This is a genomic window from Rhodococcus sp. ACS1 (assembly GCF_002300155.1).
GTDB lineage: Bacteria > Actinomycetota > Actinomycetes > Mycobacteriales > Mycobacteriaceae > Rhodococcus_F > Rhodococcus_F koreensis.
On sequence record NZ_NSDZ01000004.1, the window covers coordinates 708,976 to 723,986 of the forward strand.

General features: G+C 66.4%; 16 protein-coding genes. 6 read left to right on the plus strand and 10 right to left on the minus strand.

Features of this window, described 5'->3' with window-relative positions; all coding sequences use genetic code 11:
- Positions 1-57 precede the first annotated feature (57 nt).
- Positions 58-852: an IclR family transcriptional regulator gene (locus tag CJ179_RS15575; RefSeq protein ID WP_095862161.1), complete on the plus strand. Its 795-nt coding sequence runs from the start codon at positions 58-60 to the stop codon at positions 850-852.
- Positions 853-979: 127 nt separating this feature from the next.
- Here the strand turns inward: CJ179_RS15575 and CJ179_RS15580 are convergent, their stop codons facing one another.
- Positions 980-1,501, minus strand: coding sequence for a thioesterase family protein (locus tag CJ179_RS15580; RefSeq protein ID WP_095862162.1), 522 nt, complete (start codon positions 1,499-1,501; stop codon positions 980-982).
- Between the two features lie 45 nt (positions 1,502-1,546).
- Here CJ179_RS15580 and CJ179_RS15585 point away from each other — a divergent pair, with 45 nt between their 5' ends.
- On the plus strand, positions 1,547-2,095 hold the full coding sequence (locus CJ179_RS15585) for a TetR/AcrR family transcriptional regulator (RefSeq protein WP_072937118.1): 549 nt from the start codon (positions 1,547-1,549) through the stop codon (positions 2,093-2,095).
- An 82-nt stretch (positions 2,096-2,177) separates the two neighbouring features.
- On the opposite strand, the gene CJ179_RS15590 is transcribed toward CJ179_RS15585, so the two are convergent.
- From CJ179_RS15590 to CJ179_RS15600, 3 genes are all read right to left on the minus strand, one after another.
- Positions 2,178-3,194 (minus strand): hypothetical protein, encoded by a 1,017-nt coding sequence (locus CJ179_RS15590; RefSeq protein ID WP_095862163.1) that lies wholly within the window; start codon positions 3,192-3,194, stop codon positions 2,178-2,180.
- A gap of 28 nt (positions 3,195-3,222) precedes the next feature.
- Positions 3,223-4,521 (minus strand): MFS transporter, encoded by a 1,299-nt coding sequence (locus CJ179_RS15595; protein WP_072937120.1) that lies wholly within the window; start codon positions 4,519-4,521, stop codon positions 3,223-3,225.
- 129 nt (positions 4,522-4,650) lie between these two features.
- Positions 4,651-5,892 (minus strand): acyl-CoA dehydrogenase family protein, encoded by a 1,242-nt coding sequence (locus CJ179_RS15600; protein ID WP_072937121.1) that lies wholly within the window; start codon positions 5,890-5,892, stop codon positions 4,651-4,653.
- Positions 5,893-6,043: 151 nt separating this feature from the next.
- On the opposite strand from CJ179_RS15600, the gene CJ179_RS15605 reads away from it, so the two are divergent.
- A complete protein-coding gene (locus CJ179_RS15605; RefSeq protein WP_095862701.1) occupies positions 6,044-6,496 on the plus strand; it encodes a MaoC family dehydratase in 453 nt (150 codons plus the stop codon).
- Positions 6,497-6,516: 20 nt separating this feature from the next.
- The gene (locus CJ179_RS15610; protein WP_095862164.1) at positions 6,517-7,533 is read left to right on the plus strand and encodes an NADPH:quinone oxidoreductase family protein; all 1,017 of its coding nucleotides are present in this window, start codon (positions 6,517-6,519) and stop codon (positions 7,531-7,533) included.
- A gap of 10 nt (positions 7,534-7,543) precedes the next feature.
- Here the strand turns inward: CJ179_RS15610 and CJ179_RS15615 are convergent, their stop codons facing one another.
- The gene (locus CJ179_RS15615) at positions 7,544-8,584 is read right to left on the minus strand and encodes a phosphotransferase family protein (protein ID WP_095862702.1); all 1,041 of its coding nucleotides are present in this window, start codon (positions 8,582-8,584) and stop codon (positions 7,544-7,546) included.
- 122 nt (positions 8,585-8,706) lie between these two features.
- Here CJ179_RS15615 and CJ179_RS15620 point away from each other — a divergent pair, with 122 nt between their 5' ends.
- Entirely contained in the window at positions 8,707-9,504 is a 798-nt protein-coding gene (locus CJ179_RS15620; RefSeq protein WP_095862165.1) for an SDR family NAD(P)-dependent oxidoreductase, read from the plus strand.
- 13 nt (positions 9,505-9,517) lie between these two features.
- Here CJ179_RS15620 and CJ179_RS15625 read toward each other — a convergent pair whose 3' ends face one another.
- From CJ179_RS15625 to CJ179_RS52715, 4 genes are all read right to left on the minus strand, one after another.
- The gene (locus CJ179_RS15625; protein ID WP_072937124.1) at positions 9,518-10,231 is read right to left on the minus strand and encodes an SDR family NAD(P)-dependent oxidoreductase; all 714 of its coding nucleotides are present in this window, start codon (positions 10,229-10,231) and stop codon (positions 9,518-9,520) included.
- Positions 10,228-11,562 carry a CdaR family transcriptional regulator gene (locus CJ179_RS15630; RefSeq protein WP_095862166.1) on the minus strand — a complete coding sequence of 445 codons (1,335 nt, stop codon included), beginning with the start codon at positions 11,560-11,562 and terminating at the stop codon, positions 10,228-10,230. Before CJ179_RS15630 ends, CJ179_RS15625 begins: the two co-directional genes overlap by 4 nt.
- 7 nt (positions 11,563-11,569) lie before the next feature.
- Positions 11,570-12,490, minus strand: a complete 921-nt coding sequence (locus tag CJ179_RS15635) for an LLM class flavin-dependent oxidoreductase (RefSeq protein ID WP_095862167.1) — start codon at positions 12,488-12,490, stop codon at positions 11,570-11,572.
- A 992-nt stretch (positions 12,491-13,482) separates the two neighbouring features.
- On the minus strand, positions 13,483-13,605 hold the full coding sequence (locus CJ179_RS52715) for a hypothetical protein (protein ID WP_009476095.1): 123 nt from the start codon (positions 13,603-13,605) through the stop codon (positions 13,483-13,485).
- A gap of 319 nt (positions 13,606-13,924) precedes the next feature.
- Here CJ179_RS52715 and CJ179_RS15645 point away from each other — a divergent pair, with 319 nt between their 5' ends.
- Positions 13,925-14,302, plus strand: a complete 378-nt coding sequence (locus CJ179_RS15645; RefSeq protein WP_095862168.1) for a serine recombinase — start codon at positions 13,925-13,927, stop codon at positions 14,300-14,302.
- A gap of 376 nt (positions 14,303-14,678) precedes the next feature.
- Here CJ179_RS15645 and CJ179_RS15650 read toward each other — a convergent pair whose 3' ends face one another.
- A complete protein-coding gene (locus CJ179_RS15650; protein WP_143548905.1) occupies positions 14,679-14,924 on the minus strand; it encodes a hypothetical protein in 246 nt (81 codons plus the stop codon).
- Between the last annotated feature and the right edge of the window lie 87 nt (positions 14,925-15,011).

The following is a 15,011-nucleotide window of genomic DNA, read 5'->3' on the forward strand; positions in this document are numbered from 1 at the left end:
GGAGCGCGTTGCCGGACATCCTTTTCGGATACTGCCGGGTCGGACTATCATCCCGGTATGAAGACGAGGCCGATCAGTAAGCCGACTTACATGATCGAGTCCGTGCACAACGCGCTTCTGCTGCTGAACGCAGTCCGCGACCACGGCAGCCTCCGGTTGAAGGACGCCGCCGAAGAGATCGGGGTGGCGGAGTCGACCGCTCACCGGTTGCTGGCCATGCTGATCTACCACGGCTTCGTCGTGCAGGACGAGTCGCGGAGGTACCTCCCGGGGCCGTCGATCGGGGTCGGACCCACCGGGTCGTCCTGGACCCGGGTGTTCCGCGATGCGTGCCTCGACTCGATGCACGAATTGGCTTCGCTGACGGGGGAGACGGTGAATCTCGTCGTTCGGACCGGCGTCGAGTCCCGGGTGATCGGAGCCGTCGAGTCGGAGAAACTGCTCAGGGTCGGTAATCGGCAGGGTCATGTTCCGCCCGCACGAACGTCGGCCGGCGGCCGGGTGCTGCTCGCGCAACTCGACGACAGTGCGCTCGCGGATCTGTATCGGTCGGAGTACGCACTCTCGGCCGACCGGCTGTCGCCTGCGGAATTCGCTTTGTTGCAGAGGGAATTGCGGGCTGTGTCCGAGAAGGGGTACGCAACAGCGGTGGATGCGGTCGAGGTCGGCTTGTCCTCCGTGGCGGTCTGTCTGCGCAACGGCGAGGGTGTCGCTCTGGGCGCCCTGGTCGTGGCGATGCCGACAACCAGGTTTCATGCCAGCCTGGAGTCGGGACTGGTCAGCCAGATGCGCAGAACAGCAGCGGGAATCGAGTCTCGCATTCGTGACCTGAGGTCGTCCGACGCCACGTGAGTCGGGCCGCGTTGACGGCATCCGGCACTACTTTTCCGCACACGCGCACCTTCTCGGCCGCCGTAGCGAGTGCGGGAACCGAGAAGGTGAGCGTCAAGGGCTGGTGGAAGCCGTCAGTCCGACGCCGTCACCGCGCGGCCCTGGCGCGGACGCCCATCGCACCGCAGACGGGGGCGGGCCAGTCGACGTCGGTGCGGGCGAGTTCCCGGTCAACCGCACCGGCGACGTCGCCGGCGAAGGGCACGACCCGGCGGCTGGTGAGGTCGACGTGGGTCGCGGTGACCTCGAGTGTGCTCGCGAGGCGTTCGGTGGTGTCGTCGACGAGGAACGCCATGGCGTGGACGACCTTGTCCGAGCGTTCGCTTATCCGCGCGTGCACCGACACGCGGTCGCCGACGTGGACCTCCGCGTAGTAGCGGATGTGGTGCTCGGCGGTGAAGAAGCCCTGGCCACGGGTGGCGCGGTAGTCGTCGGTAATGCCCATCCGATCGAACACTTCCGCGATCGCCTGCGCCTCGAGGTCGAAATAGTGGCGGATGTTCATGTGGCCGTTCTCGTCCTCGTAGGCGGACGGAACGAGCACGGGCCCGCACTCGCGGGGCAGTGCAACCACCTGGAGGTATGAGGGGATTTCGGCTGGTGACGTCATCGGTCCATAATAACGATCGTTATCACCGAGTGCTAGAATGCAGCTGTGGACCGGAACAGGAAGATCCTCGACACCGCCGCAGAGCTGTTCTACGAAAAAGGCTTTCACGGAACGAGTGTCGATGAGCTGGGCTCCCGTGCCGGTCTGAGCGGTCCTGCCATCTATCGTCATTTCTCAGGCAAGGACGAGATTCTGGCCACCCTGTTCGACGAGGCGATGGACGAGTTGATCGGCGCCACCGAACCGGTGCACGAGGACGCGGATCTCGATCTCCAGCGGATGATCCGACACCACGCCCTCTATGCTGCCCGGCACCGCCATCTCGTGAACGTCAGCCAGCGTGAAGACCGGTCGCTGGTCGATCCGTGGCGGAAGGCGATCAACCGCCGGCGCAAGCAGTACGTCCAGGGGTGGGAGGCCGCGGTGGCGCGGTCGATCCCCGCCGCGTCGCCGGCAGAGGTTTCGGTGGCCACCCAGTCCTGCCTGGGCATGATCTTCTCGATCGCGTACTGGCCCGCCAAGGTGACCCGCACCGCCGGGCTCGCCGATCACATGGTGCGGATGGCGAGCGAGGGCCTGGACGCTTTCCGGTAACAGCACACCGGTAACAGCACACCGGTAATAGCACTCTGCCCCTGCACCTATCGGTAGATGCAGGGGCAGAGTCAGCTTCGGGCTAGGTCGCGATGCTGGAGCGGTACGTGTAGGACGACGACCGCGACAGGGCGAACTCGAAGATTCCGTAGCCGGTCTGCCCGTTCCACTCGAACGTGCAGCACCGGTCGGTCAGGGCCGAGTCGAGGGTCGTCGGCCCCACGGATCCGTCGAGCGGATAGACGTCGAACTCCTGGAAGTCGCGGCCACGGACCTTGCCGTGGTGTCCGCCGTAGCCACCGCCCGCCATGTAGCCACCGCCTGCGGAGGCGTCCGCACCGATGCGGTAGGTCGCGCCGCCGGCCGTCACGACCACGATCGTCCCCCCGGTGAGGTCGTTGCCCGCGGCGAATGCCAGGTCGTGCCGGACGTCGGTGATGTCGTCGAGTCGGCCGTCGTCGTGCATGACGGCGCCTTCCAGCAGAATTCGGCCACCTCGACGGTCCTCGACGAGCAGGAACCCGAACGTGCGGTCCGGGAACTGCGCCTGGTACCAGATGTGCAGGCCCTGTCCGCCGGACATGGTCCGCACCCCGCGGGAGCGGTCCCGCAGGCCGTACCACCCGCCGACGTCGGTGGCGGACCCGTCGAGGGTGAGAGTGCCTTCGTAGCGGCCGGGCTGGAAGAGATGGTCGAACGACGTGACGTTTCCGTCGGTGTTCTCCACATCCACCGATCCGAGCCAATACGGTGCCCGGGCGCGCCAGACCAGGTCCAGTTCCAGTCCGGTTTTGTTCTCACCCAGCTGGATTCGCCAGGTCGTGTTGTCCTCGAGCGTCTCCCACTTCAGCGGCCCGACGGAGGCGGCGTCGGTCGCGTCGTGCTCGGTGGAGAAGCGCAGGTTGCGCTGCTCGGTCTCCGTGGTGAGGACGACGAAACCGTCCACGACGTTCCGCGGTGGATAGACCCCGGCGCCGAGGATCACCGACGGCGCGGCGGCGCCGTCCGGATGAAGGTTGAACATGAACCGGTCGAAGAACCTCTCCGGCATGTCAGCAGTGGCCCGGGTTACCAGGGCGTCGTGGAATCCGTCGGTCATGCGTACTCCTTCTGGTCGACGGTGGGTATCAACTGGAGACCGGCGACTTCGGCGCCGATGTCTCGTCGACAGCGTCGACCTCCTTGTGATCGAGGGTAAAGCGGTAGGACCCCATCAGCAGCAGGCAGACGATCCCGACACCGACCAGCACGATGATCGGCAGCGCTCCGGCACGGTAGGAACCGGTGGCGCTGTAGACCTGTCCGAGCAGGAAGATGCCGAACGCCGAACCCTGCGCGTAGAGGAAGTAGATGAATCCCAGCACCCGGCCGTAGGAGTGCTTGGGGAAGTATCGGCTCACCATGTAGGCGGCGAGATCACCCTCGGATCCCAGGCCGAGACCGATCAGGACGGCGCCGACGAACAGCAGGCCGGTCTGCGACGACGTGATCATCAGGAAGACGCCGACCGCGCACAACGCGAAGATGATCGAGCCGATGGCGGGGGCGTAGAACCGGTCCAACAGGTAGCCGACCAGCAGGCGGGCGGAAACCGACGCCAGGCTGAGGACGGACAGGATCGAGACGGCGGTGCCCTGGCTGATGCCCTTGTCGGTGGTCATGGGCACGATCTGCGACATCAACCCGAAGGTTGCCGACGACACCAGGAAGATGGCGATGGAGAGCAGCCAGAACTGCCGGTACTTCCGGGCCACGGTGAGGAGGGACTCCCCGGCCATCCGGCCTTGTAGGCGCGCGGCCATGCGCTCGGCCTCGTGTTCGGCCGGCATCCGGGTGACGAAGGCGTAGACGGCGGCCGGGATGACCGTGCACAGGGCGCCGATGACCAGGAACGCCAAGCGCCATCCGCCGATGCCGAGCATCCAGTTGGCTAGATACGGCATCAGTACACCGCAGGAGCCGAGGCCGGCCATGAGAATGCCCAGCGCCATGCCGCGCCGGTCCTGGAACCACGCACTCACCACGGTCGAGTGCGCGACCGGGTTCACGGCGCCCGCTCCGGCGCCGATCACCACACAGAGCAGGTAGAAGACGAGTTGATTGTTCGGCAGTGCGGACATCAGCATCAGGCCGATTCCGAACGCCAGTGACATCGGGACCGAGGGGATCTTGGGTCCGTACCGGTCGATGAGGAAGCCCAGGATGACGATGCTGATGCCCACCAGCACCGTTTCGATGGACAGGCCGTTGCTGATGACGCTGCGTTCCCAGCCGAACTCCTGGGTCATGGGCTTGCCCAGGATGTTGAACAGAACGTTGACCGCTGTCGTGCCGAACAGCAGTGTCATGAAACCGGTAACGACATACCACCAGCGGTTCAGATGCCGCGTGGGCGCCTGCAACCCAGTCGTGCCGACTGCGCTCATGGAAGCTCCTGTCGATTGATATCGGTAGTCGGGGGCGGCGATGCCGCGCAGGGGATCCACGGTGAGTGGCCTCCGTCACAGATAACACCATATGGACAGGCCAAAGTAAAGGACAGTCCAAAAGGGTGACTAGCGATGGGACGAGAAGTCGAAGATCCTGCTCGCGATCCGGCGCAGCTGCAGCTCGTCCGTGCCCTCGGTGATGCGGTAGCGGCGGTGGTGGCGGTAGATGTGCTCGAACTGCTTGTGGCGGGAGTATCCGACGCCGCCGTGGATCTGGATCGCGCGATCGGCGGCGCGGCAGGCGAGCTGGTTGCTGCGCAGGTTCACCATCGCCACCTTGTCGGTGACGGCCGTCTTCCCGAGCTCGTCCATCATTGCCGCGGTCTTGTAGATCGTGTTGCGGATCAGTTCCGCATCGGTCTGGAGTTCCACCAGTTGCCACTGGATTCCCTGGTGCTCGTGCAGCGGCTTCCCGAAGACGACCCGCTCCTGCGCGTACTTCACGCTCTGGTCGATGCAGTACTGCGCCGCACCGAGCGACGACGCCGCCTGCCGGATCCGGTTCTCGTGGACGAACAGCTGCGCGCAGTCGAGGCCGCGGCCGACCTCCCCGACCACTGCGCTCGCCGGGACCCGCACGTCGTCGAGATGGACTTCCGAATGGTCGCTGGGCATGTTGAACGTCCAGTGGTTGAACGGAACGGAGAACCCGGGCGCGTCCGTCGGTACCAGGAATGCGGTGATCCCGTCGGCCTTGCCGGCCTGCCCGGACGTGCGCGCGAACACGAGGTCGACCTCGGAGCAGTCGACAAGGCTGTTGAAGCGCTTCGCCCCGTTGATGATCCAGTCGTCGCCGTCACGCCGGGCCGTCGTTTCCAGGTACGTCGCGTCGCTGCCGTGCCCGGGCTCGGTGAGACCGAACGCGATCTCGATGTCGCCGCGGATCAGTGGTTCGAGGTACTGCTCCCGCTGTTCGTCGGTGCCGTATTCGTGCAGCACGAGCGCAAGGGGGAGGTTCGCGACCACCGATGCCTCGTCGGCGTGCGGGAAGTGCAGACCGGAGCCCCGGGTGAGGAGGTGCTCGCGCACGACGGCCATCGCGAGGTTGCTCCCGTCGTTGCCGCCGAGCGCCCGGGGCAACGGGAACCGGAAGAACCCGGCGGCGTCGGATCGGCGCCGCGCCTCGAGCAGCAACTCGCGCCACTCCTGCTTGGGGAACCCGTCCCGTTCCCAATCGGTGCGCGCGTACTCGCGGCGGTGGTCGAAGAACTGCGGGTGCTTGGCCTCGAGCGGGGTGATCTCGCGATCGATGAACGCGTCGAGGTCGGTGACGAACTGCTGCACATCGTCGGGAATGGTCCAGTCCATAGGGCGTCCTCCGCTTCGGTTTCCTGATGCATCGGACGGTAGGGAGCGGCGGCACCCACGGCCACGAGGCCGCCGCGCCGCACTGTTGATTTCTCCAGTGCCGAATCGACGGTTCCTGTGGTGCGCGCGGTCGCCGTGGTTGCATGCGGCCATGCTGAAGCTGAACGGGATCGACGAGTTGGTTGCGCGGGTCGGCACCGACCTCGGCACGACGGACTGGTACGACGTGACCCAGAACCGCATCACGGCGTTCGCGCACGACACCGAGGACTTCGAGCGGATCCACGTCGACCCCGAGCGGGGCCGGGAGGCCGGATTCGGCGGCACGATCGCCCACGGAATGTACACGCTCTCGCTCGGGCCGAAGTTTCTCTACGAGGTCTTCGAGATGAACGGGCACTCGCTGGGACTCAACTACGGCTTCGACACGGTGCGGTTCCTGAACCCCGTCCCGGTCGGTTCGCGGATCCGCATGACGGCGCGACTGCAGGATGCGCGACCGATCGACGGCGGATATCGGTTCACGATCCGGCAGACCTTCCAGATCGAGGGTCACGACAAACCCGCCTGCGTCGCGGACGCGGTCGTGGCCTACTTCCACTGAATACGAGGAGAGTGACGTCCATGCGCGCAGTCGTCGTCGAGGAACTGACCGGCCCGGAGGCCGCGACGTTGGCAGAGGTACCCGAACCGCACGGCGCCCACCCCCGGGCGGACGGACAGCGACTACTCGTCGACGTGCACGCCGCCGGCCTCTCGTTCATCGACCCCCTGCAGACCTGGGGGAAATACCAGAACGGCGTGCCCACACCGTACGTGTGTGGCAGCGAGTTCGCGGGTGTCGTGGTCGAGGCACCGGTCGGCACCGACCTCCGGCCGGGCGACCGGGTCGGCGGAATCGTGTGGCACGGCGCGCTCGCCGAGCGGGCCCTGGCACTGCCCGAGTACACGGTGAAGATCCCGCCGTCGATGTCGTTCGTCGAAGGCGCGGCGCTCTACATGAACTACTCGACGTCCTGGTACGCGCTGCACCGGGCGCAGGTTCGGCCGGGCGAGTACGTGCTCGTCCACGGCGCGGCGGGTGGGGTGGGTACCGCGGCGCTCGACCTCGCGGACACGTTCGGGGTGAAGGCGATCGCGGTCGTGTCCAGCGACCGGAAGGAGCAGGTCGCGCGCCACCACGGCGCGCACGCGGTGGTGCGGTCGGACGGGCCGTGGCTCGACGAGGTGCGCGACCTCACCGACGGGCGCGGCGTGCACGTGGTGATCGACCCGGTGGGCGGCGACCGGTTCACCGACTCGCTCCGCGCACTGCGCCAGGGCGGGCGACTCGTCGTCGTCGGATTCACCGGCGGCTCGATTCCCACCGTCAAGGTCAACCGTCTGCTCCACCGCAATCTCACCGTCACGGGAATCACCATGGACAACATGGAAACCGAGTATCCCGGGACTTTGCGGATGGTCCGGGACGCCGTCGAGTCACTGGCCGCCGAGGGACGGATACGGCCGTATGTCGGGGCCACGTTCCCGCTCGAACAGTCGGCGGCCGCACTGCGTGCGCTCGATGACCGCGCCGCGATCGGGAAGGTCGTGGTCGAGGTGGTACCTCGCGGTGTTACGGAAGTGGTGCCGTCGGCCTGACGGCACGGACTCAGGGAACCGCCGGCGTGCCGAGGACGGCCAGCCCTCGTTCGACGACGTCAGGGAGGCTCTCCGCGGCGACGACCAGGGCGGGGTCCGGGTCGGGGCGCCTCCGGTTGCGCTTGACGAAGACCGACATCGTCGACGCCGTCTTGTAGTAGCAGTAGGCCAGGAACCAGTCCAGGTCGGGAATCGGCCCGTCACGCTCGGCGCGGTAGGCGGCGAGGAGTTCGCCGCGCGACGGCATCCCGGTTCCCGCCGCGACGTCGGCCGCCGGACGGGACCGCCGGAACCGGTGCGCGGGGTCGGTGTGCATCAGCAACCACGCCAGATCGGTGCGGGGGTCGCCGACGGACCAGATCTCCCAGTCGATGATCGCGGCGAGGTCGTCGCCGGCGAACAGCATGTTCGCGAGTCGGTAGTCGCCGTGCAGCAGGGTGGGAGCGACCGGTGCGGGGATGCGGTCCGTCAGCGCGGCGTGCAGTTCGGCGTGCCGAGGCGCGATGTCATCGTCGACGGTGTCGAGCAGGCGCTGCCAACGCGCGAGTTCCTCCGCGACGGTGACGACCGGTTCGTCCCCGACTCCCAGCGCGACGGGATCGAGGTTCTGCATCCGTGCGAGCATCCCGGCGGCTCGGAGAGCGCGGACGGCAACCGTGTCGGCGGACGGTGGGGAGCCGGCTTCGTCGAGGAGCGGTTCGTAGGACTGTCCGTCGACGAGGGTCATGCCGAAGAACGGTGGCCGTTCGGGTGTTCCGTTCTCCTCGAGGAGGATCGACGGCACCCGGACGCCGGGCGCCGCGCCGAGGAGACGGATGATCCGCGCCTGCCGGAGCACGTCGCGGTTGCGGACCGGTTCCAGTCCGGGGGGTGCCATCTTCAGGACGATGCCCGCGTCGGGCAGGCCGGGGCGGCTGAGCACGGCCCGGTAGGTCAGGCTCGACACGCCACCCGGCAGCGCCGAGGGCGCCGATATCGCGGCTCCCGGCCATCGGCGATCCGCGGCCGCCGTCGCCCGTGTGGTCAGCGTGTTCACGTCGAATTCCGTCACGTCTCCACGATCGGGCCGGTCGGCCGGCACCGCAAACACGCGCGTCGCTGTCACTGAAGAAATCCACAGTGGTCCCTCGGTGGTTGCTTCGGATGATCTCCGGTGCGTGGTATAGCTTGCCTATGACATCGATCAGCGGATATCGGTCCCGGAACGATGCTGGGCTGGAGCGGTTCTCGTTGCACGGCAAGGTCGCGGTGGTGACCGGGGCGTCGTCCGGTCTCGGTGTGGCCTACGCGATCGCCCTGGCACGCGCGGGTGCCGACGTCGTCCTCGGGGCGCGGCGTGGCGACAAACTGGCCGACACCGCGGAGCAGGTGCGGAAGTACAACCCCCGCGTGGTGGCGGTGGAGACCGACGTGACGCAGGCGGACCAGTGCGACCGCCTCGTCGAAGCCGCCGTCGAGGCATTCGGGCGGGTGGACGTCCTCGTCAACAACGCGGGCACCGGCGGTGAATACCACCCCGTGACGGAGGATCCGCCCGACCACTTCCGGTCCGTCGTCGACGTCAACGTGCACGGCTCCTACTGGATGATTCAGGCGTGCGCGCGGGTGATGGGCCGCGGCAGTTCGATCGTGAACGTCTCCAGCGTCATGGCTCTCACGACGGCGAAGATGCCCGCCGCCGCGTACAGCGCGAGCAAGGCGGCCGTTCTCGGGCTGAGCCGCGACCTCGCCGCGCAACTCGGTCCGAGCGGAATCCGGGTGAATGCCATTCTGCCGGGTGTCTTTCCGTCCGAGGCGACGGCGCACTACAGCGAGAACTACAAGCGCAAGATCATCGACGCGCGGATACCCCTCGGACGCATCGGCGATCCCGAGGACATCGCCGCGGTGGTGGTGTTCCTGGCGAGCGACGCGTCCGCGTATCTGACCGGGGTGAGTCTTCCCGTCGACGGCGGCGTGCTGGTGAACTGAGCACGCGCGGACGCTATCGGTGCTGCGCCACCGAGGAGGTGACCGTGCGGGTGTTGAGGCCGTCGCCGGCGTCGACGGTGAGGAACTGGCCGGTGACGCTGCGAGCGGTGGGGGAGGCGAAGAACGCGACGGCATCCGCGATGTCGGCCGGGTCGACGAATCCGTTGGGCATCGACGCGAGCCACGCGTCCTGGATGTCCTGAGGCATGGACAGGATGCCGGAGCTGGCCGTCATCCCGGGCAGGACGGCGTTGGCGGTGATGCCGAGGGCGACGTTCTCGGCCGCCACCGTCTTGACCAGACCGAGCAGGCCGGCCTTCGTGGTGCTGTACGACACCTGGGCCGGCATGCCCTGCGTGCCTGCGGTACTGGAGATGACGACCACGCGGCCGTATTCCCGTTCGCGCATCCCCGGCAGGCATTGCTGCAGCACTCGGAAGGTCCCGGTGAGGTTGACCTCGAGGTCTTTTCGCCACTTGTCGATCGACAGACTGTGTGCGGCGCCGAACATCGTCGTCAGACCCGCATTGGCCACGTAGACGTCGATGTCGTCGAGGGGCGGCAGTTCGTCGGCGGACATGTCGGCCTGGTACGTGCACCCGGGTGCACGGTCGAGCGTGACCACCTCCATCCCGTCGGCTTCGAGTCGGGCGACGATGGCCTTACCGATACCGCCCTCGCGTGCGGCACCGGTTACCAGTGCCTTGCGGCGGTGCGGGTCGGTCATGCGGATCTCCGTTCGTCGGGCAGTGCATCGATGCGTCCAGTGTCGTCGTATTCCGCTTCGGCGCAGCGGTTTTCGACGTGGAAGGCCGGATGGTCGCGAAGTCGGAGGACGAGAAGCGCGGTATGGATGCTCAGTTGATGAGACGCGTCACCGGTGACGTCGAGGCCGGTGAGGGCGTGCACTCGCGACAACCGGAGGCGCACCGTGTTCTCGTGCACACCCAGACGCGTGGCGGTGCGGCGCATGCCGCGATTCTGCTCGAACCAGACTGCCAGGGTGCGAATCAGTTCGGTCGACGTCGCGTCGTCATCGAGGAGGGGGCCGAGCATGTCGTCGATGTAGTGCCGGATGGCGGAGATCTCGCCGTTCGCGAGGAAGAGCCGGGCCGGTCCCAGATCGTCGACGGCGAGAACGCGATGCCCCGTTCCGTGGGTGAAACGGTCGATGCAGCGCACCACCTCCCGTGCCTCGCGGTAGGCGCGGGTGAACGAATCGGGTTCGTACACGGATGACACCCCGGCGATCAGACCTCCCGTCGGGCTCAGTTCGGCGGCCGCCGCCTCGAGGGTCGCGGTGATGCGCCGGACGACGGTCGGGGACGCGACGTGCTCCGGTGCCTCGATGAGCAGGAGGATTCCCTCCGAACCCCGAGTCGACAACACCTCCATGCCGAGAGCACGCTCGGTGTGCTCGGCGAGGGAGCGGTCGAGATCCTCGGGTGTTCCGTCGGATTCGCGGACATACACCAGGGACCGGCGGGCGTGGACGTTCACGCCGAGGTATTCGGCACCGGCCGCGAGATCGGCCCAGGCGCCGGAGCCGCGAACGAGTTGGCGGGCGAGTGCGGACCGCGCATTCCAGGCGACCCGGGTGATGCGACGCTGCGTGAGGACCTGCGCGCCGATGCGGCGGGCACAGCGGAGGGTCACGTACTCGTCCGTGGGATGGAACGGCGTGGGTTGTTCGTCGACGACGAGCCATCCGAGGTGTTCGCCGCGTTCGACGATCGCGCTGAGGATCTTGCGCCGCGACAACCCGGTGCCGAGTTCGGCGGGCAACAGCACGGGTTCCGCGCTGGTCGGGGTGATCGTGTGCTCGCGCACGATCTCGCGCAGTGGTGGGAACGTCGTCTGCCTGCCGGCATCGGGCCGGGAGGACGCGACGATGTGTCCCTGGCGGTCGAAGAGGGTGACGGCTTTGCCGGTGGCCTCCGAACAGACCCGGACGATCGCGGACAGGCAGTCGACGGCCACCGCGGCGTCGTCGAGAAGCTCGTCCAACGCGCTGAGTGGAAGGTGCTTACGACCGGCGCCTTCGTCGGAGGTGGACATCACACGGTCAGCGGTGATGGGTGAGCAGAAGTGTGCGGACTGACGCCGCGTGCTCGATGGCCGACTCCATCGACGTCGTCGCCGGCACCAGGGTGATGTTGTCTGCACCTGCTTCGACGAACGAGTTCAGCCACTCGGCGACCTGCTCGGGTGTTCCGGCGGGGGCCAGATGACGGAACTTGTCGCGCGGCAACTGATACAACGCCTGCATCTTCTCGCCGACGAGCCGGTCCGCGACCGCGGCATCCTTGTCGAGCCCGCACCAGACGTTGACGCCGAACGAGTCGGGTGCCCGATTCTCCTGCGCGGCGGCCTCGAGGATCGCGGACCGAGTCTCGGCGAACCGTCGAGGTGTGCAGAAGATTCCGAGCCAGCCGTCGCCGTAGCGGGCGGTGCGGCGGATGGCGGATTCGCCACGGCCACCGACCAGAATCGGCACCGCCGGCTGCGGCGCAGGCAGGATGCGTGCCCGGTCGAGGGTGAAGAACTCACCATGATGGGTCACCTCCTCGCCGGTGAGCACGGCGCGCAAAACCTCGAGCGTCTCGTCCAGGCGACGGCCGCGGGTGCTGGGGTCGACCCCACTGTTCGAGATCTCGGAGCGGTCCTCACCGCCGACGCCGGCACCGAGGACCAGCCGTCCGGGTGCGATCTGCGACAGCGTCGCGATCTGGCGCGCGGCGAGCATCGGGTGCCGCAGTCCGAGCAGGTAGACGCCGATGATCACCGACAACGTGTCGTGGCTGGACAGGACGGACGTGGCCGAGACCATGCCGTCGAACCCGGTTCCGCCGTGGAAGCTTATGTGGTCGCCGACGGTGATGTGGTCGAGACCCGCCTCCGCCGCGGAATCGAGGAGCAGTCGCCGATCCGCGGGTTTCGGGACGAGGAGTGCGTCCGTGACCGACAATCCCACTCTGATCGACACCCTGATCTCCTTTCATGCGAATGGACTGACCATAAACTTATCGGCGGGGCGATGGCAAGGGGCGGGGCAGGCCCCACCACGTCTTCTGGCCGTTGATCACCCAGCCGTCAGCGGTTTGCTCGGCGCAGCAGTTCATCGCGGCGACATCTTGTGGTGTCGGCAATCGAACGAATGAGACTGGCGGGGTTCGGTTCGGCGTGCCCATATCATCGGTCCACGAGCATCGACCGGGCGCCGGCTTTGGCGGCCCAGAATTCTCGGCTGCCGCCGTCGCGGAGCGGGTCATTGTTCGGTCGATCAGGCTGCCGGCGCGGTCGGGGGTGAGTTCCTCGCAGGCCACTACCAGTCCGTTGCCGGGTACTTCCCACAGCGACAGGCAGGTGGCCGGGGGCCGACGTACGGGCGTTGCGGGCTGTCAGGTGCGCGCTGTCCATCGGGTGCGAGGCCGAACGCTATCGGGGGACTGCTGCGATCGACGATGTGTCGGAACGCCGGCAACTGTGCGTGGGGCCCGTCGTCTCCTCGGCGACAGTGAAGTCGGGTCCGGCCGAGGGGTGGCGATTCCAGGACGATTCATTTCTGTTCCATCAATTCTCGACGGGTCTGGAACTCCGGATGGCGTTGTGTGAGTAGCCTTGTCTCGCTCACCCGAACTACTTCGGAAAACACGTCGTCCCGGCCACGGAGAGGCCGGGACGACGTGCCAGAGGCCGGAAGTTGGCCCCCCGATCAGGTGGTCACACGCAGGGAAAACCGAAAACCTGCGGCGTGCTTCCATTGAACTCGTCAGGTCTTGTGAGACTTTTCGCTGCTGTAAAAAATGGAAGTGAGTGCAGTCGGCAATATTTCCACGTTCCGGGCCGTTCCTTTCCGAAGCCGTTACTTCTGATGTGGGCGCGGGTCAGGGGTGTTGGCCGTGTTCCCGCGGCAACATCATCAATCCTCAGGCAGCGAAGAAGATGGCGGGATGCGGTGTTGACGCCAGTGTCGCATCAGCTCTTCCGCTTTCGGATGAGTTGAGTGGACTCGAGGGCCTTCTCTCGCTTCTCCGCCCGGCGCTCCTTGAGGGCACGTGCGGACTGTTTCGAACTCTTGACGGCGGACTTGTCGGCCATTGTCGGTCCTTTCCGAATCGGCAACCGCGAACTGACCTCGACCATACCCAACAAAAGAAATAAGTCCAGTTCAGCGGCCGAAATGCGAGGCGGCTCGGTGATGCCGGGTCGTGACGAGGGGTCGGGTGGCGCCTCGGCGGGCGGTTCCCCGGTCCGAGATGCGCTACCCCCCCCTTTTGTCCGGTCCGGTCGTCGTGAAACACCAGTCGGGAGCTTCCGAGGTGCAAGGCGCGCAGGAAATTTCACGGAGCTTGCTTATTTCTCACCGATGGCTATGGTGCAGGGCAGCGTTAGTGGAATCTATTTGGAGGACTGAAATGTGAGTGCAGCTACCGATCGTCAGTGGGCGGTTCGCGACGCTGTTCTGCGTTGGCTTCTTGCGAAGACAACGGAGGGTTATCGCAGCCCGATTCTGGACGCGGATGCCATCGGAGCGGAGGTCGGGTGGGTGGCCTCGGCGCTCACCCATGACGAAGTGGTCGACGCCTCGATGTTTCTCTTCAAGGAGAACTTTGTGACAGGCGTCCCGGTAATGGGTATCGGGATTCCACGACCGATGCTGACTGTCGCCGGACGCCGGGTGGCCAAGGCAGGCAAATCGTTGAGGTCCACGATCGACGCTCACGAAGCGAAGTTGCGCCAGCGTCTACCGGCCCCGCTCGCAGAGACATCCGCGACGACGGCGGCCGTGAAGTGAACGAGAGAATGGCTCGACCGGTCACTCGACGTTGAGTTCGTGAGCCTGGGGTTGAATTCGGAACCGTTGGAGTCTGCACCGTCGTCGGGCACACTGCGCCGACACCGACGAGGTCACCCAGTCCGGTGGCGTCCCCCGAGGTAGGTGTCCGCGTACGCGCACTCTGCGGCGCGAAGGTTCGACCACATCGGCGACGGCCGGCAGGGGACCATCAGCGAAAAAAACTGAACGATAGGAGAATTCGATGATTTCCTAATGGATGACAGAGTGCTCCGGAGGTCGTAGCGTGGGTGCTGGACGGATTGGTCGATGGCGGGCAGTGTGACTCACAGTTTCGCCGGCCCGTCGCCGTTCGCATGGCTCGTCGATGGGCACGTTATTTGCTGGTGAGGGTGTAGCGGTCGGCGATGACTTCGCGGTCTTCTCGTGGGGTGACTGCATGCCCGTCCGTGATCTGGCCGAGTGCACTCGGAGCCAACCAATTGATTTCTAGACGAAGGCAGGAATCGTCCATCATGAGTGTGACATCCGACCGCAGGAGATCGTCGACCCTCACCGGTGCCGGGTCGATCAGCACCGCGGAGATCAAGGCCCGACTCGCCGTGATGTTCGCTGACGACAACGCCGACACCCCTTTGCCCTCGCTGCCGACTGGGCGCGAACTGAGCTCTACCGCATCACGATCCGCACCGGCCGCCACACCTGGCCC

Coding starts and splice junctions, on each gene's coding strand:
- CJ179_RS15575 (WP_095862161.1), top strand. CDS start 58: ATGAAGACGAGGCCGATCAGTAAGCCGACTTACATGATCGAGTCCGTG.
- CJ179_RS15580 (WP_095862162.1), bottom strand. CDS start 1,501: ATGACGTCACCAGCCGAAATCCCCTCATACCTCCAGGTGGTTGCACTG.
- CJ179_RS15590 (WP_095862163.1), bottom strand. CDS start 3,194: ATGACCGACGGATTCCACGACGCCCTGGTAACCCGGGCCACTGCTGAC.
- CJ179_RS15595 (WP_072937120.1), bottom strand. CDS start 4,521: ATGAGCGCAGTCGGCACGACTGGGTTGCAGGCGCCCACGCGGCATCTG.
- CJ179_RS15600 (WP_072937121.1), bottom strand. CDS start 5,892: ATGGACTGGACCATTCCCGACGATGTGCAGCAGTTCGTCACCGACCTC.
- CJ179_RS15605 (WP_095862701.1), top strand. CDS start 6,044: ATGCTGAAGCTGAACGGGATCGACGAGTTGGTTGCGCGGGTCGGCACC.
- CJ179_RS15610 (WP_095862164.1), top strand. CDS start 6,517: ATGCGCGCAGTCGTCGTCGAGGAACTGACCGGCCCGGAGGCCGCGACG.
- CJ179_RS15620 (WP_095862165.1), top strand. CDS start 8,707: ATGACATCGATCAGCGGATATCGGTCCCGGAACGATGCTGGGCTGGAG.
- CJ179_RS15625 (WP_072937124.1), bottom strand. CDS start 10,231: ATGACCGACCCGCACCGCCGCAAGGCACTGGTAACCGGTGCCGCACGC.
- CJ179_RS15630 (WP_095862166.1), bottom strand. CDS start 11,562: ATGTCCACCTCCGACGAAGGCGCCGGTCGTAAGCACCTTCCACTCAGC.
- CJ179_RS52715 (WP_009476095.1), bottom strand. CDS start 13,605: ATGGCCGACAAGTCCGCCGTCAAGAGTTCGAAACAGTCCGCACGTGCC.